This window comes from Mycolicibacterium hippocampi (assembly GCF_010723735.1).
Lineage (GTDB): Bacteria > Actinomycetota > Actinomycetes > Mycobacteriales > Mycobacteriaceae > Mycobacterium > Mycobacterium hippocampi.
Window position 1 is genome coordinate 1,603,460 of sequence record NZ_BLLB01000002.1, and the last position, 14,932, is coordinate 1,618,391.

Annotated in this window: 15 protein-coding genes; 13 read left to right on the plus strand and 2 right to left on the minus strand. The window is 65.7% G+C overall.

The features are described from left to right. Position 1 precedes the first annotated feature (1 nt). Genes G6N53_RS08875 through G6N53_RS08920 form a run of 10 tightly spaced genes read left to right on the plus strand, consistent with a single transcriptional unit; the run spans position 2 to position 10,242 of the window. On the plus strand, positions 2–859 hold the full coding sequence (locus G6N53_RS08875; RefSeq protein WP_163888143.1) for an ABC transporter permease: 858 nt from the start codon (positions 2–4) through the stop codon (positions 857–859). Next, positions 860–2,416: an MlaD family protein gene (locus G6N53_RS08880; RefSeq protein ID WP_163888144.1), complete on the plus strand. Its 1,557-nt coding sequence runs from the start codon at positions 860–862 to the stop codon at positions 2,414–2,416. Further along, entirely contained in the window at positions 2,413–3,468 is a 1,056-nt protein-coding gene (locus G6N53_RS08885; RefSeq protein ID WP_163888145.1) for an MlaD family protein, read from the plus strand. Before G6N53_RS08880 ends, G6N53_RS08885 begins: the two co-directional genes overlap by 4 nt. Next, complete coding sequence (locus G6N53_RS08890; RefSeq protein WP_163888146.1) at positions 3,461–4,498, plus strand: MCE family protein; 1,038 nt, start codon at positions 3,461–3,463, stop codon at positions 4,496–4,498. Before G6N53_RS08885 ends, G6N53_RS08890 begins: the two co-directional genes overlap by 8 nt. Then, positions 4,498–5,613 carry an MCE family protein gene (locus tag G6N53_RS08895; RefSeq protein WP_205390335.1) on the plus strand — a complete coding sequence of 372 codons (1,116 nt, stop codon included), beginning with the start codon at positions 4,498–4,500 and terminating at the stop codon, positions 5,611–5,613. The genes G6N53_RS08890 and G6N53_RS08895 overlap by 1 nt, the downstream gene beginning before the upstream one ends. Further along, on the plus strand, positions 5,613–6,953 hold the full coding sequence (locus G6N53_RS08900) for an MlaD family protein (protein WP_163888148.1): 1,341 nt from the start codon (positions 5,613–5,615) through the stop codon (positions 6,951–6,953). Before G6N53_RS08895 ends, G6N53_RS08900 begins: the two co-directional genes overlap by 1 nt. Beyond that, positions 6,950–8,200: an MlaD family protein gene (locus tag G6N53_RS08905; RefSeq protein WP_163888149.1), complete on the plus strand. Its 1,251-nt coding sequence runs from the start codon at positions 6,950–6,952 to the stop codon at positions 8,198–8,200. The genes G6N53_RS08900 and G6N53_RS08905 overlap by 4 nt, the downstream gene beginning before the upstream one ends. Positions 8,201–8,226: 26 nt before the next feature. Continuing rightward, positions 8,227–8,838 carry an Rv1363c family protein gene (locus G6N53_RS08910; protein WP_163888150.1) on the plus strand — a complete coding sequence of 204 codons (612 nt, stop codon included), beginning with the start codon at positions 8,227–8,229 and terminating at the stop codon, positions 8,836–8,838. Positions 8,839–8,851: 13 nt separating this feature from the next. Continuing rightward, entirely contained in the window at positions 8,852–9,640 is a 789-nt protein-coding gene (locus G6N53_RS08915) for a mannan-binding protein (protein WP_163888151.1), read from the plus strand. 2 nt (positions 9,641–9,642) lie between these two features. Continuing rightward, positions 9,643–10,242: a hypothetical protein gene (locus G6N53_RS08920; RefSeq protein ID WP_205390336.1), complete on the plus strand. Its 600-nt coding sequence runs from the start codon at positions 9,643–9,645 to the stop codon at positions 10,240–10,242. Positions 10,243–10,278: 36 nt separating this feature from the next. On the opposite strand, the gene G6N53_RS08925 is transcribed toward G6N53_RS08920, so the two are convergent. After that, positions 10,279–10,611, minus strand: coding sequence for a type II toxin-antitoxin system Phd/YefM family antitoxin (locus tag G6N53_RS08925; RefSeq protein WP_163888152.1), 333 nt, complete (start codon positions 10,609–10,611; stop codon positions 10,279–10,281). A gap of 323 nt (positions 10,612–10,934) precedes the next feature. Between G6N53_RS08925 and G6N53_RS08930 the strand changes: the two genes are divergently transcribed. From G6N53_RS08930 to G6N53_RS08940, 3 genes are all read left to right on the plus strand, one after another. Then, positions 10,935–11,894 carry an oxygenase MpaB family protein gene (locus G6N53_RS08930; RefSeq protein WP_163888153.1) on the plus strand — a complete coding sequence of 320 codons (960 nt, stop codon included), beginning with the start codon at positions 10,935–10,937 and terminating at the stop codon, positions 11,892–11,894. A 7-nt stretch (positions 11,895–11,901) separates the two neighbouring features. Then, positions 11,902–12,489, plus strand: coding sequence for a TetR/AcrR family transcriptional regulator (locus G6N53_RS08935; protein ID WP_163888154.1), 588 nt, complete (start codon positions 11,902–11,904; stop codon positions 12,487–12,489). Positions 12,490–12,640: 151 nt separating this feature from the next. Beyond that, the gene (locus tag G6N53_RS08940; protein WP_163888155.1) at positions 12,641–14,203 is read left to right on the plus strand and encodes a long-chain-fatty-acid--CoA ligase; all 1,563 of its coding nucleotides are present in this window, start codon (positions 12,641–12,643) and stop codon (positions 14,201–14,203) included. On the opposite strand, the gene G6N53_RS08945 is transcribed toward G6N53_RS08940, so the two are convergent. Next, entirely contained in the window at positions 14,200–14,826 is a 627-nt protein-coding gene (locus G6N53_RS08945; protein WP_163888156.1) for an SOUL family heme-binding protein, read from the minus strand. The two genes, G6N53_RS08940 and G6N53_RS08945, sit on opposite strands and share 4 nt — an antisense overlap. Between the last annotated feature and the right edge of the window lie 106 nt (positions 14,827–14,932).

The window sequence follows — 14,932 nt, forward strand, 5'->3', positions numbered from 1 at the left end:
GATGGCGGCGTCGACGTTCTCACCCGCCGTGGTCGGCGGACTGTTGCGAATGTACCGGCGGGGGACGACGCCGATCGTGCGGCTCGGTCACATGCTGGCGTTCTTCGGCCGCGCCGTCATGGGTGTTCCGGTGGTGTTGCGGCACTACCGCGCCGAGTTCACCCGGCTGCTCTCCGACGTCGCCTGGGGCAACGGCTCATTGGTGGTCGGCGGCGGAACCGCCGGGGTGGCCATCGTGCTCGGCATCACCGTCGGTGCGCTGGTCGGCATCGAGGGGTACAACTTCCTGGACCTGCTCGGGCTCGGCCCCGCCACCGGCATCATCTCGTCGTTGGTGAACACCCGCGAACTCGCTCCGATCGCGGCATCACTGGCCTTTGCCACCCAAGCCGGCTGCCGGTTCACCGCACAGCTGGGTTCGATGCGCATCGCCGAGGAGATCGACGCGCTCGAATCCCTTGGCATCCGGCCTATCCCGTACCTGGTGACGACCCGACTGATGGCTTCGGTGATCGCGGTGATCCCGCTTTACGTCGCGTGCCTCGCGGTCAGCTACCTGACCACCCAGTTTGTGGTCCAGATAATCAGCGGCGGGTCGACGGGTTCGTACCTGCACTACTTCAGCTTGATGCTGTCCGGGCAGGACATCCTCTACTCGGTCCTCAAGACCATCATCTTCGTGTGGATCGCATCGACGGTCCAGTGCTACTACGGCTTCTACGCCAGCGGCGGCCCGGTCGGTGTCGGTGTCGCTGCCGGCCACGCGATGCGGGCCAGCATCACCGTGGTGATCATGGTCAACATGCTGCTGACGATGGCCCTGTGGTCCATCGATGCCGGAGCGAGGTTCGGAGGTTAGATGGCGAATCCCTTTGAGCTGGACGGGCGTGGCCCCACCGAACGGCAACTCCTCGGCAGCGGCATCGCGCTGATCGTGATGACCGCACTTGTCGCCGGCCTGCTTCTGCTCAAGTCGACCGGGCGCCTCGAGTCCAGCGTGCGGGTGGTCGCCGCCTTGGTGAACGTCGGCGACGGCCTGCCGCAGCGCTCCGACGTCAAGTACCACGGTGTGTTGGTCGGCGCGGTCACCGACGTCACGCCAGCGGCCTACGGGGACCCCAACTTCGTGCACATCGACCTCAAGTCGGAATACGCCAGGGCGATCCCGTCAGGCGTGACCGCACGGGTGGTGCCCAGCAACGTCTTTGCGGTGTCGTCGGTGCAACTCGTGGATTCCGGCGGCGGGCCGCCCATCGCGTCCGGGGCCGAGATCCCCGAGGACACCGAGTTGCCGACCGTGTTGTTTCAGACCACCATCAGCAAGTTACGGGACATCCTCGCTGCGACCGGGCGCGGTCGCGAGGACGATACGATCGGCATTCTCGCCGCGGTGAACGCGGCGACCGAGAATCGTCGAACCGAATTGCTCACCAGCGGTGCGCAGTTGAACCGGCTGGTCGATCAGCTCGATCAGATCGTGGCCACCGAGCCGGACCAGACCACGGTCTCGGCACTCGTGGATGCGACGCGCGGCCTCGCGCAGACCACCCCCGAGCTCGTCGACGCGCTGCACCAGGCGGTGCAACCCATGCAGACGCTCGTCGAGCAGGACGCACAGCTCACCGCGTTCGTCAACGGCGGCATCCACACGGTGGGCACGACGCACACCGCGCTGAACAACCACACCGATCGGATGGTCCGGATCACCACCGAACTGACCCCGGTGATCGGCAGCCTGGCCCAGACCTCGCACCACTGGGTGCCCGCGTTCGTCAAACTGGATGAGCTGTCGGACCGGTTCTTCGACGAGGTCTGGATCCACGAGCGGGACATCGGCAACTTGCGGGTGAACCTGTCGTTCACGCCGACCTACTCATACACCAGGGCGGACTGCCCGGAGTACGCCGGGCTGAAGGGGCCGAGTTGTTTCACCGCCCCGCTGGTGCCGACTCGGCCCGAACTACCGGATGTGCTGTTGCCACAGAACTACCAGCCGCCTGCGGACCTGATGCCCCCACCGGGCACCGAGATCGGGCCCAGCGGCAATCTGGTCGCCGTGGGCCCGCCGCTGGTGAACCCCAATCCCGATCTGACGGACCCCAATCCGCCGCTACCCCCGTGGATGGCTCCGTCGCAGCCGGTGCCTGGCACCGCCAACCCGGCGTTGGTCCCGGTCCCCCCGCCGCCGACACCGTTGTCGCCGCCGGCCCCGGTGGCGCCGCGCCCGGGCGATCCAACGGCGGCGCCAGCATCGTTCGGTGGGAACGTGGGACCTGTTGGCAGCCAACAGGAACGCACTCAACTCGGCATCGTCACCGGTCAACCGGCCACGGTGGCGACCCAGCTGCTGCTCGGTCCGGTGGCACGTGGGACCACGGTTTCGACGAACGACGCCATCAGCGAGGAGCCTCGATGAAACACCGCGGCGCACTGGCAGGATTGTCGATCTTCATGGTCGTGGCCGTCACTCTGACGTGGCTGGTGTACGTCACGCTCCGGCGCGATGTGGCCGGGACGACGGCACCGTACGCGGCGATGTTCACCGATGTGTTCGGGCTGCGTGAGGGTGATGACGTCCGAATGGCCGGTGTCCGGGTCGGCCGGGTGCAGAGCATCGAGCTGCAAGGTCATCTCGCCAAGGTGTCGTTCGTGGTCCAGAGCAACCAGCAGCTGCTGGGGACCACCGTCGCATCTGTGACTTACCAGAACATCGTCGGTCAGCGTTATCTCGGTCTGTCGCTGGGTACCAGGGGAGAGCCCGACCCGTTGCCGGCGGGCAGCGTCATCCCCATCGAGCGGTCCGATCCGTCGTTCGACGTGACCAGACTGCTCAACGGTTACGAGCCGTTGTTCAGCCTGCTCAACCCGAGGGATGCCGACAACCTCACCCGAGGCGTCATCCAGTCGCTACAGGGCGACGAGGCATCGATCACCGCACTCGTGGACCAGACATCCCGGTTGACCGACTCATTCGCCGGCCACGACGAGGAACTCGGCACAGTGATCACCGACCTGAACATGGTGATGAGAAACCTCGCTCAGCACAACGACAGCCTCGATCAGATTCTCACCGAGGCACAGTCGGCGGTGTCCATCTTCGACGGGCGGCGGTCCGCGTTGGTGGACTCGACGGGGTCGATCGCAAGGGTGGTTCAGCAGCTCTCGGAGATCACCGATGAGGTGTACCCAGATCTGAAGGAGCTGGTGGATCGTCAGCCGGGGTTCGCCCAGCACATGGTTGGCATCGAACCTCAGCTGGCGTTCACCGGCGCCAATCTGCCGTTGCTGCTCAAGGGTTTTGCCCGGCTCACCGGTGACGGAGCCTATGCCAACGCATATGCCTGCGACCTCAACGCCACCGGATTCTTCCCCGGACTCAACGACGTGGTGCCGATCGTCGTCGATGCGGCGACACCCGGCAACAAGGCCCGTTACTCCCCGAAGTGCAGGAACATGGCAAATGGCTGAATCGAAGAAGAAGTCGCGGCGGTCACTGGAGGACCGCAACAAGGTCGGGTTCGGCCTCCTCGCGATCATCGTGGTGAGCGTGCTTGTCGGGGCGTTGCTGTTGGTGCAGGCCGCCGACGTCGGTTACCGCCACTACACGGCGCAGTTCCTCCAGGCGGCTGCGCTGCGACCGGGTAATCCGGTCACCGTCGCCGGGATTCCGGTCGGTGAGGTGACGAGCATGGAGTTGGCGGGGGACCACGTCAAGGCCGGTCTCAAGGTGCGCAATGACGTCGAACTCGGCGCGGACTCCCGGGCGATCATCAAGGTCACCACCATTCTCGGTTCGCGCTACCTGTCACTGCAGCCCGCCGGCGGGGGCTCGCTGCCCGACGGCAGGTTCGATCTCGCCCACACCGAGGTCCCCTACGATCTGCAGGAGGCCCTGGCAGACGTCACGACCACCTACGAACAGGTCGATACCGACCAGTTCGCCGAGACGCTCGGAATCCTCGGCGAGCAGTTGCAGGGGCTGCCACCGGTGGTCCCGCAGGCGCTGGAGAACACCCATACACTGTCGACGATCGTCGCCGACCGCCGCGACCAACTCGGCTCGTTGCTGGAAACCACGGAACTGGTCAGCACCACACTGCGCCGTCAGCAGGCGAATATCGCCAGCATGGTCCGGCAGGGTAACGATCTGTTGGGCGAGTTCGTGATGCGGCGGGCATCTTTCCACGCCATGATGAACGCGATCACCAATCTTGTTGAGACGCTGAGCAATATCGTGATCGATGACCGTCACGAGCTGGAGGGGCTCCTGGTCGATGTCCGGGAGCTCTCCGACATGCTCGGCCAGAACGACGCGATGCTGCGCAGTGTCCTGCAGTCGGCCCCGCTGGCGTTGCGCGGCCTGGCCAACGCCACCGGTTCGGGCAACGCGGTCGATTTCAACGCCGCCAACGGATTGCTCGTCGATTCGTGGATGTGCGCGATCAGCGGCCGGGCCAAACAATTCGACATGATCGAGTACTTCAAGGACTGCAAATGATGAGCGTCAGAACACGGCTGGTGGCACTGTTCGCCACGGCAGTGGTGGTCGCCACCGGCGTTGCTGCAGTCGGATGGTCCGTGGTGTCGGACCGGCTCGACACCATCTCGGTGACCGCGCAGTTCGACAATGTGGCTGGACTCTATGAGGGCAATACCGTTGCGGTACTGGGAATGCCGGTGGGACAGGTCACCAAGATCGTCGCGAAGGGTGGCTACGTAGAGGTTGAGTTCACCGTTGACGGTGACGTCCAGGTGCCTGCTGATGTCCAGGCGGTGACCATCTCGAACTCGATTCTGACCGACCGGCAGATCGAACTGACACCGCCCTACCGGGGCGGGCCGACCTTGCAGCACCGCGACACCATCGGCCTCAATCGCACGACCACTCCGGTCGAGTTCGCCAGGGTGCTCGACGTGCTCGACAAGCTGTCCACCTCGCTTCACGGCGACGGCCAGGGGGGCGGTCCGGTCGCCGGCGTCGTCGACGCCAGCGCCGCGATTGCCGACGGGAACGGTCAGGCGATGAAGGATGCGCTCGGCGAGCTGTCCGAAGCTCTGCGGCTGAGCTCAGATCGAGGCGCGATGACCCGGGACCAGCTGAGTGCGGTCATCAGGAACGTCAGCACGTTGTTCGAGGCGGCGGCCAACAACGATGCCACCCTGCGGGAATTCGGCTCGCATGTGAGGCAACTCAGTCAGGTACTCGCCGACGAGAACTTCGGTACCGGGACGACCGGAAAGAAGATCGATGACGTGGTCAACCAGTTGGGTGAGGTGCTGGTCACCCACCGGGATGCAATCAAGCAGATTGTCGCCAACGGCGACATGGCGTTGAACACGACGGTGGACCATCGGCGGGATCTCGCAGAGCTCCTCGACCTGGCTCCGATGACACTGGACAACATCTACAACGCGATCGACCGGACCAACGGGGCGGTGCGCGTCCATGTGCTCACCGACAAGGTGCTGTTCGACACCCAAACGGTCAAAGAGATGTGCAACATGATGGGTTTGCGTCAGCTGGGCTGCAGTACCGGTACCCTGCAGGACTTCGGTCCCGACTTCGGTCTGAGCTACGTGCTGGACGGCCTCGCGGCGATGGGGCAGAAGTGATGGCCCACCCCAGAAAGTCTGTCGCCACACTGGCACTCGCCGCCTGCGTCTCGATAACAGGCTGTGCGACAGAGGGATTGGCCAGCCTGCCGCTACCGGCACCCGGCGGGGGTTCGGATGGCTTCATGTTGACAGCGGTGTTCTCGAACGCGCTGAACCTGCCGGCGATGGCGAAGGTCAGGCTTGCCGGGGCCGATATCGGACAACTGGAGTCGATGGAGGCCCGCAACTACACCGCGGTGACGACGCTGCGCATCAGGGACGGGGTGCAGTTGCCGCAGGGCAGTACCGCCGAGTTGCGTTCGGCAACCCCGCTGGGGGACGTGTTCGTCTCGATCCGGCCTCCGGATGCGGTGCCGGCGGGTACGCCATTGCTCGGGGACGGCGACACCATACCGATCGAATCCACCACTGCGGCAGCGACTGTCGAGTCTGTGTTGAGCTCCGCGGCGATCCTGGTGAACGGCGGTGCGGTGCGGAACTTCACCAACATCATCAACGGTCTGGGTCGTGCCACCGGTGATCAGGGCCAGGCATTCGGTGACCTGATCCGCAAGACCAACCACACCCTGGGGACGCTGAACAATCGGTCCGACCAGATCGCCACCTCGCTGACCGAGACCTCGCGGCTGGTCGAACAGCTGGAGGCCAAGAACGACGATCTCGGCGAGTTGATGGAGCAGGCCGGCCCGGCCACCGAGACCCTGGCCGCCCACACCAACGAGATCACCGATCTGGTCCTGCAGATCGGCGACACCGCTGGGCAGTTGAGGAAGTTCCCGTCGATCGGGGGGACCGACACCAGCGGTCGAAGTGTCATCGCGGACGCCAACACGATCGCCGAGGCGTGGAACGACGTGGTGCTGACTCCCGATGCGACGCTCTACGCGCTGAACCGGTTGATGCCGCCGTTCGTCAAGTCGACAACGAGCAATGCGATTGCGGTGCGGGCCAGCATCGATCGGTTGGTGCTCGGATCGATTCCCGATATCGGGTTTGCCGGGGACACCGGTCTGCACGGGCCCAAGCGCTACAACTGGCATCAGCTCGTCGGGTCGATTCAGTACACCCTCTTCCGGTTGCAGGAGCGGATCGTGGGGAAGGGACCCGGCGTGCCGCAGTTGCCGGTGATGCCGAGCCTCACCGACCCAGGGCAGATCGTGACCGCCCCGGGCCCCGCGGCGCCGGCCCCGCCACCACCCCCGGGGGCGGTACCGCAGGCGCCACCGGCATCGGTATGGACTCCGCCGCCGACACCCGCGTCGCAGGCACCTCCGGGACCTGGGGTGCCGGCGCCGCCGGTTTCCGCGCCGGTGCTGCCGGCTGAGGCACCGCGATGATCGGCGTCGTAGCGGACCGCATCGTCGGGATCGTCCGCATGGGCCACCGGCGCCGGGCCTGGTTGTCGGCGGGCGCCCTGCTGCTGACCTTGGTCGTGGCGAGCGGATACCTGTTCATCGGTGCGCTGCAAGTCAACCCGGTAGCGTCGAGCTACCGGGTGACGGTGACGCTGCCGGAATCCGGGGGACTGCTGCCGAATCAGAACGTGACATTGCGCGGCGTCCCGATCGGCCGGGTCGAACGCCTGGACATCACTCCCGGGGGTGTCAACGCGGTCGTGACGGTCGATTCGACGGTTGCGGTCCCGGCGTCGAGCGAGGTGCGGGTGTCCGGGCTGTCACCGGCCGGTGAGCAGTACATCGACTTCGTCGCCGCCAGCGGCGAGGGGCCGTATCTGAGTGACGGAAGCGTGGTGGCCGAGGCGGACACCACGGTGCCGGTGAGTCTGGCGACGCTGCTCGCGAACGCCGATGGTGCGCTCGCGCAGGTGGATACGGCCAAACTCGAGCTCATCAGGGAAGAGCTCAGCATGAGCGATGCCGGACCGCAGAAGCTCGCCGACATCATCGACGGTGGCACCTTCCTGCTGTCGACCCTCGATTCGGTGCTGCCCGAGACCACCAGCATGCTGCGCACCAGTCGAGTGGTGCTGTCCCTCGCGGCCGACAAGAACGAGGGCATCGGGGTCGCCTCGGAGAACCTCGACCAGACCTTCAACGGTGTGAACCGGATGCGCGACGGGTTCCGCAGGCTCACCAATCAGGCTCCAGAAGCGTTGACCGCCATCGACAATCTGTTCGTCGACAACTCCGACACCATGGTGCAGCTGCTGGGGAATCTGACCACCACTTCGCAGCTTCTTTATCTTCGGGTCCCTGCCTTGAACGCGTTGTTCCCCGACTACCGCACCTCGGTCCTCGATGCCATCGGCAGCATCATGCACGACAACGGACTGTGGGCCACCGGGGACATTTACCCGCGCTACACGTGTGATTACGGAACGCCCCGTCTGCCACCGTCCTCGGCTGACTACCCGGAGCCCTTCATGTACACCTACTGTCGCGACGACCATCCCGGCGTCCTGGTCCGCGGAGCGAAGAATGCGCCCCGTCCGGCCGGCGATGACGGTGCCGGTCCGCCGCCGGGCGCCGATCTGGGCCGCACCACCGATCCCACACCACAAGGGCGGTACACGATCCCGACACCGTACGGCGGTCCGACACTGCCTATCGAGCCGCCCCGATGAAACCCGACGAAGGAAGTCGCCACGAGATGAATGTGTCTGTCGAGAATGACCGGAAACTCCAAGACGAGACATCCGATTCCGCACCCGATACCGAGGTCGGCGACGACGGAACCGACGACGGCAGTGACGGTGCGGAAAGTGTTGCAGCCGAGCGTAGGCCGTGGCGGCGTCGTCTGGTCTTCGCGGCGGTGGCGGTACTGATCGTCGGCGGATTTGCGACGTCGGGATTCTTGGGGTGGCAACTGTGGCAGGACCGGCAGGTGGCACGTGCCGGGGAGCAGGCGCAGGCGGCTGCGGTCGAGTACGCGCAGGTACTGACGAGCATCGACTCCGCCAGGGTCGACGAGAACTTCGACCGGGTGCTCGACGGCGCGACCGGTGAGTTCAAGGACATGTACTCCGAGTCCAGTGTGGAGTTGCGGCAGTTGCTCATCGACAACGAGGCGGCCGCGCACGGCGTCGTCGTCGAGTCAGCTGTGCAATCGGCGACGACGGACGAAGTGGTGGTGTTGCTGTTCGTCGACCAGTCGGTGTCCAACTCTTCGATTCCCGACCCGCGTATCGATCGAAGCAGGATAAAGATGACAATGGAGTTCGTCGACGAGCGTTGGCGTGCAAGCAAAGTCGAGCTTCCCTGAGGTGGGATGGTCCGTGGTGCGGTTCAGTGGGATAGCGGCGGCAGTGGGGCTGGCGGCCGGCGTGATTGCGGCACCGACAGCCGCGGCATCTGCGCAGACCTTCTGTTCGGAACTCGGCGGCGCCTGGAACGGCCAGTACTGTCACACCTCGGTGCTGTCGGACCGGAAGGCGATCCGCGACATCAAGGTGGCGATCCCGGCAGAGGTCGTCGACGACCCGGTGGCCGGACCCGTGGTCCGCGACTACCTGCGCACGCTGGTGGACAACTGGCGGACCGCGGGTGCGAAGATGGTCACCGACAGTTTCGGCGAAGGCAACTACCAGATATTCCGACGTGCCGGTGCGATGACCCTGGTGTATCGCGAGACTTATCACGCTGACGGTCCCGACTTCAACAACGCCTACCGCACATTCACGTTCGACACGACCAACGGACGGCAGCTGCAGCTGGCCGATGTGGTGAAGTCGGGCCTGGATCCGTTGGTGGTGATTCCACCGCTGGCGGAGCCGTTCGTCAGGCAGGCGCTCGACGTGGCCCCGCCCCAGCACGAGCCGGGCAGCTACCCGTTCGTCGTCGACCGTTGGACGCCGGACAACGTGTACTCCGGCGGTTACAAGGCCTGGGCGCTGACCCCGGATGAGCTGATTCTCTACATGCCGGACTATCCCGTGGGCCGGGATTCCCCCACGAACTTCACGCCGGGGGTGATGCAGTGGTCGATGGACGGCGGGACCGTGCAGGCGCATATCCCGCTGGCTGCGCTGGCGCCGGTGCTGCGTCCAGAATTCGGCGGTTCCTGAGCATGTTCGGGAATCGCGCCCGCTGTATGTCGCTGGTTCTGGCGCTGCTGCTGCTGGTGGCAGCACCGGTGAGTTCGGCGGAACCCGGGCAGGACGGAGTCACTCCGTCGCTGCCGCCGTTCACCCCGTACCCGTCGGACTGGTCGCCTGACTACACAGTGTTCCCGTATGACGTCTGGCGGTCCCGGGTGACACCTGAGCAGATCATCGCCCAGCGGGAATCCTGTCAATGGTTCAACGCCCAGTACGACCAGTTGTGGCAGCAGGCCCTTGGGTTTCAGCAATTTCTCGGAGACCACCATGACGACTGGTCGGCGACCGGTGTCCGGGAGGCCGGTGCTTTCGTGCTCGCCAACCTCGACCAATCGGCGGCCTTCCTGAAACCGCGTGCGCACACGTTGTTCATCGTGAACTACCCGGATCTGAGCGAGTATTCGCCGTTGTTCCACGGGGACTCGATCTACCGGCTGTGGTTTCAGCTGACCCAGATCAGCGACAAGATCGCACGGCGGGTTCCGTCGGGTCAGATCAACGCCAACACGGCGACCCTGAATGTCTACGGCAGGGCTATCCGCGATTCCGGGGTCTGCGACGGCGCTTGACTGCGGCTGTGTCCACCGGCCGAGCCGACCCGTGTCTTACCGCCCTGTGGGCCTCGGCCGCGGCGGGGACATCCTGGCCGGCTTCGGTCGTGGCGCATCCGTCCACGGACGCATCGCCGCCATCGTCTCACCCCGCAGTTCAATGGTGATCGTCTCACCGGCCTCGATGCGGTCGAGTAGTCGTCCGGTGCGCCTGCGAAACTCGTCGAGCGACACCGGGATCAGCCTGTGGTGGCGATCGTGCGCGGCCTGTAGACGCGCGACCGGCCGCCCACGCCTCAACACGTTGAACGAATCTCCTGCCGCCACCCGCTCGATGTAGTTTCGCGCATCGCCACGCAGCTGGCCGACTCCGATCGCATCGCACATGTGCACTCCAGTCGCGCCGACCCGATGGTGGCTTTACCGTCTTATGTTAATGGCCATTCGTCACTTCGGCGCACTGATTCGCGATGCTCGCGAGGCCCCTTCCACATCGCGTAGCCGGGCTGCCGCTGTCGCTTGAACAGCCTGCGGGCCAGGTAGTCCACCACATGGTGTCCAGCCTCGCGAGCACGCTCGCGTCCCGACGGCTTGGCTGTAAGTGAATGTTGATGACCACCGAGAGAATCGATCGCAGATCTGGCGGCGGCCTTGACACATTGACACAAAGGACTAGCCTTTGTGTCAACAACGACGTCGGGAGGCGCCACATGGTCGCGGTCATCGAGGATGCTGCTCAGCAGGTCCCGCCCGAGGTCCGACCTAAGGTCATCAACGAGTTCCGCAAGCACTCGGGCAGCGTGCTGGGTGGCTTCTTCGGCGCGGCCGCGTTCGACGAAGTGGCGCTTGTGCCGGTGGCCGCCGCGGTCGACAAGACCGGACGGTTCGAAGCGAACTTCGCCGACCGTGGTGTGCGCAGCGGCTTTTCGACATTCCTGGCGATCTGGGGCGACGCCGCCGATCGCGCCGCCGAGGGGGAACGGCTCAAGACGCTGCATCGCGACGTGCACGGGCGCGGCAAGGGAGAGTTCGCGGACGTCCGATACAGCGCGCTGGATCCGAAACTGTGGAACTGGATCGCGGTCAGCGGTTTGATGCTGGTGCTCAACTCCTTCACGCCGTGCACCGGCATCACGCTGACCGAGGACGAGCGTGCCGTCGCCTACCAACAGCTCCTCGATTCGTTCCGCGCGCTGGAGCTGCCGAGCAAGAACGCCAAACTCCCCGCCAGCTACGCCGAGGCGGTCGAGTACTACGAGGCCATGGTCGACGGTGAATTGGCGGCGAATCCGTTTCTGCGCCGGGTCACCGAGAACCTGACCCGGTTGCCGCTGCCGACGCTGGTCCTCCCGCCGGCGCTGCGGCTGGCGCTCACTCCGTCCTGGCTGGTGCTTCGTCCGCTGGCCGGACGTGTCGTGAAAGTGTGCTCGTTCGGCATCCTGCATCCCGGGGTACGTGAGCTCACCGGGTTCGACTGGCGGAGCCGCCATGACCGGGAGTTCGCCCTCTACACCCGGCTACTCCAGCTGGCGTGGCGCACCCTTCCCGACCGGGTCTTGCTGATCCCGTTGGCCCGCAACCGCATCGAATACGAGAAGCTGGTGCGCCTGCACCGTTCGGTGGGGCTGGAGTCGTTCGCTCCACCGGCGGGCAGTTGCCCGGTGGGCTGAGGCGGCCATGCGAAGAATCCGCAACACCGACAGCCGCACCGAGCAGGAGTCGGCGATTCTGAAGGCCGCTGCCGAAGAGGTCGCGCTGGTGGGCATCGGCCGGCTGAGCATGGACGTGGTGGCCCGGCAGGCCGGGGTCAGCCGCAGCACGTTGTACCGCCGGTTCCCCAGCCGGGACGCGTTGATCACCGAGTTGGGCCGTCAGACCTTCGAGTTCGCGATGGCGCGGCTGCAGACCGTGGCCATCGACTCCGGGCCACAGGCCGCCTCGGTGGCCGCGTTCCGCGAAGGGGTCCGGCTGCTCACCGGAGAGCCGGTGATGCGCCGGTTCCTGCAACTCGACGGCGAGTTCGCTGCGACCACCGAGATGGTCGCCGAGGCGCGGTTGTTCCTGATCAGTGCGGCGACGGCGATGGCCAAGGCGCTGCGGGCGGCCGGTGCGACGATGCCCGACGACGAACTGCTGGCCATCGCCGAGGCGCACATCCGGCTGGCCGCGTCGCTGGTTCAGGTCCCCACGAACGTCCTCGACGTCACCGACGACGATGCGGTGGCCCGCTACGCGCGGACCTACCTCGCACCACTCGTACACTGATCGGAATGGGCGTTCACATAATTTGATGTGCAACGAGTTGACGGCGATATTTCTGGCTCCGGCCAGCATGGAAGGATGAAACTGTGGATCACATCTGCATGATTGAGCGAAACCGGACAGCGGCGAGCGTCGGCGTGGCACGCTTCTGACCATGGCTGATCTGCCCGAACCCCGATTCCTCGACGACCGCGTAGCGCACTGGGCCGCCACCACGCCCGATGCCGAAGCGATGGACTACCTCGATCGGTCCTGGACCTGGGCGCAGTGGAACGACCGCGTGCGACGGCTGGCTGGTGCGCTCAAGGAGCGCGGCGTCCAGCGCGGCGACGTCGTCGCGTTCCTCGACAAGAACCACCCCGCGTGCGTCGAGCTGACGTTCGCTGCGGCGTCGCTCGGTGCCGCCAACGCGATCGTCAACTTCCGGTTGGCCGCCGACGAACTCGACTACGTCCTCAACGACTCGGGGGCCAAGGTGCTGATCGTCGGGACGGAGTTCAAGCCCGCGATCGACAAGATCCGCGACAAGCTCACCAGCCTCGAGCACGTCATCGCCGTCAGCCCCGAGGGTGACGACGAGTACGAGGCCATGCTGGAAGCCGCGACGCCGGCCGAACGCGGTGACGACGTCGACCCCGGTGACGTCGCGATCATCATGTACTCCTCGGGCACCACCGGACGGCCGAAAGGCGTGGAGCTCACCCAGGCCAACATGATCGCCCACACCGTGAACGCCCACGAAGGCTTCGAGTTCGACGAGGGTGACAAGAACATGGTGTCGATGCCGCTGTTCCACGTGGGCGGCTCGTCGTACGTGCAGTTCGGCATCCACGACGGAGTTCCGAGCGTGATGACCCGCGAGGTCGACGGTGCCGCGCTGGCCGGGGCGATCCTCAAGGGCGCCAACCGCACCTTCCTGGTGCCCGCGGTGCTGGCCAAGGTGCTGGAATCCGGCGAGGACGCCGTCAAGTTGTTCGGCGCACTCAAGACCTACGGCTACGGTGCGTCGCCGATGCCGCTGCCCCTGTTGCGGTCGGCGCTCGAGGCCTGGCCGAACACCGATTTCATCCAGGCCTACGGACTCACGGAACTGTGCGGGGTGATCAGCCATCTGATGCCCGAGGCGCACCGCGCCGAAGACCACCCGGAGCGGCTGACGAGCGCGGGGACGCTGGTGCCCCACGCCGAGGTCCGCGTCGTCGACCCGGACACCCTCGAAGACGTCCCCACCGGCGAGCAGGGTGAATTGTGGTTCCGCTCACCGCAGTTGATGAAGGGCTACCACAACAAGCCCGAGGCGACGGCCGAGTCGATCACCGACGACGGCTGGTTCCGCACCGGTGACGTCGGCCGCGTCGACGAGGGTGGTTACATCTTCGTCGAGGACCGGCTCAAGGACATGATCATCTCCGGCGGCGAGAACATCTACTCCATCGAGGTGGAGCGGGTGTTGGCCGAACACCACGCCGTCGTCGAGGTGGCGGTCATCGGTGTGCCCGATGAGCGGTGGGGCGAGGTCGTCAAGGCGGTCGTTGTGGTGGAGGGTGAGGCCAGCGAGGCCGACCTCATCGCGTTCGCGCGCGAGCGGCTGGCGGCCTACAAGTGCCCCAAGACCGTCGACATCACTGACGAGCTGCCGCGCAACCCCACCGGCAAGATCTTGAAAAAGGACCTGCGCAAACCTCATTGGGACGGGCGCGACCGCACGACGGTCTAGGCCTTGACCGGTACCGCAACCTCGTTGCGCCGCCGGAACGGTAGCGTCCACGGCGGGTCGTAGAACCACGCCACCACATCGCCACTCGGTTCGACGCCGTTGTCGCCCAGGGCTTTGTGCAGCCGTTCGGTGGCGGCCGCAACGGCCTTCGGGCCACGGTCGCCGCTGAACCGCAGCACTGCCATCGTCTCCGCGGGCACTGGGACCAGCCGCACCGTGTCGTCGTCGGGCTCCGGCAGTGTCTCCATCGACCACTTCGAGGGCATGAAGAAGCGCATCGTCCAGCCCTCCTCGGCGTTGCCGGTCTGCGAGACCGGAGCGGTCATCGCGATGTCCTCGCCCGCCGACTGCTGGCTGACCGGGGCGGTCATCGCGATCTCGGTGTCGTGGTGGTTGCCGCCGAAGATGTAGCCGGCCAGCCGGCGGAAGCCGGTGTTCAGCGCGGCCTGCTTGTCGCCTTTGACGGTGGTCTCGGCGGCTATGCGCGGCCCGTACTGCCGGATCTCCACGCCATCGGCCAACGGCCGCCGGAGGTGGTGCGGTTCCTCGGTACCCGCGCGGATACCGACGATCGACAACGCGGACTCACCGATCTGGCCGACGATCTTCACGATGCGGTTCATGGCACACTCCCTTCTCGACGGGCTGGCTACCCACGTCACCACGCGGAACCCTCGCCCGGTGGTGTATTCGTCACCGCCGCTGATGCGGATGGGTTCTTTCCGCAGC

Bases quoted from the DNA above. Each gene is read 5' to 3' on its own strand.
- G6N53_RS08875 (WP_163888143.1), top strand. From the start codon at position 2: ATGGCGGCGTCGACGTTCTCACCCGCCGTGGTCGGCGGACTGTTGCGA.
- G6N53_RS08880 (WP_163888144.1), top strand. From the start codon at position 860: ATGGCGAATCCCTTTGAGCTGGACGGGCGTGGCCCCACCGAACGGCAA.
- G6N53_RS08885 (WP_163888145.1), top strand. From the start codon at position 2,413: ATGAAACACCGCGGCGCACTGGCAGGATTGTCGATCTTCATGGTCGTG.
- G6N53_RS08890 (WP_163888146.1), top strand. From the start codon at position 3,461: ATGGCTGAATCGAAGAAGAAGTCGCGGCGGTCACTGGAGGACCGCAAC.
- G6N53_RS08895 (WP_205390335.1), top strand. From the start codon at position 4,498: ATGAGCGTCAGAACACGGCTGGTGGCACTGTTCGCCACGGCAGTGGTG.
- G6N53_RS08900 (WP_163888148.1), top strand. From the start codon at position 5,613: ATGGCCCACCCCAGAAAGTCTGTCGCCACACTGGCACTCGCCGCCTGC.
- G6N53_RS08905 (WP_163888149.1), top strand. From the start codon at position 6,950: ATGATCGGCGTCGTAGCGGACCGCATCGTCGGGATCGTCCGCATGGGC.
- G6N53_RS08910 (WP_163888150.1), top strand. From the start codon at position 8,227: ATGAATGTGTCTGTCGAGAATGACCGGAAACTCCAAGACGAGACATCC.
- G6N53_RS08920 (WP_205390336.1), top strand. From the start codon at position 9,643: ATGTTCGGGAATCGCGCCCGCTGTATGTCGCTGGTTCTGGCGCTGCTG.
- G6N53_RS08925 (WP_163888152.1), bottom strand. From the start codon at position 10,611: ATGTGCGATGCGATCGGAGTCGGCCAGCTGCGTGGCGATGCGCGAAAC.
- G6N53_RS08930 (WP_163888153.1), top strand. From the start codon at position 10,935: ATGGTCGCGGTCATCGAGGATGCTGCTCAGCAGGTCCCGCCCGAGGTC.
- G6N53_RS08935 (WP_163888154.1), top strand. From the start codon at position 11,902: ATGCGAAGAATCCGCAACACCGACAGCCGCACCGAGCAGGAGTCGGCG.
- G6N53_RS08940 (WP_163888155.1), top strand. From the start codon at position 12,641: ATGGCTGATCTGCCCGAACCCCGATTCCTCGACGACCGCGTAGCGCAC.
- G6N53_RS08945 (WP_163888156.1), bottom strand. From the start codon at position 14,826: ATGAACCGCATCGTGAAGATCGTCGGCCAGATCGGTGAGTCCGCGTTG.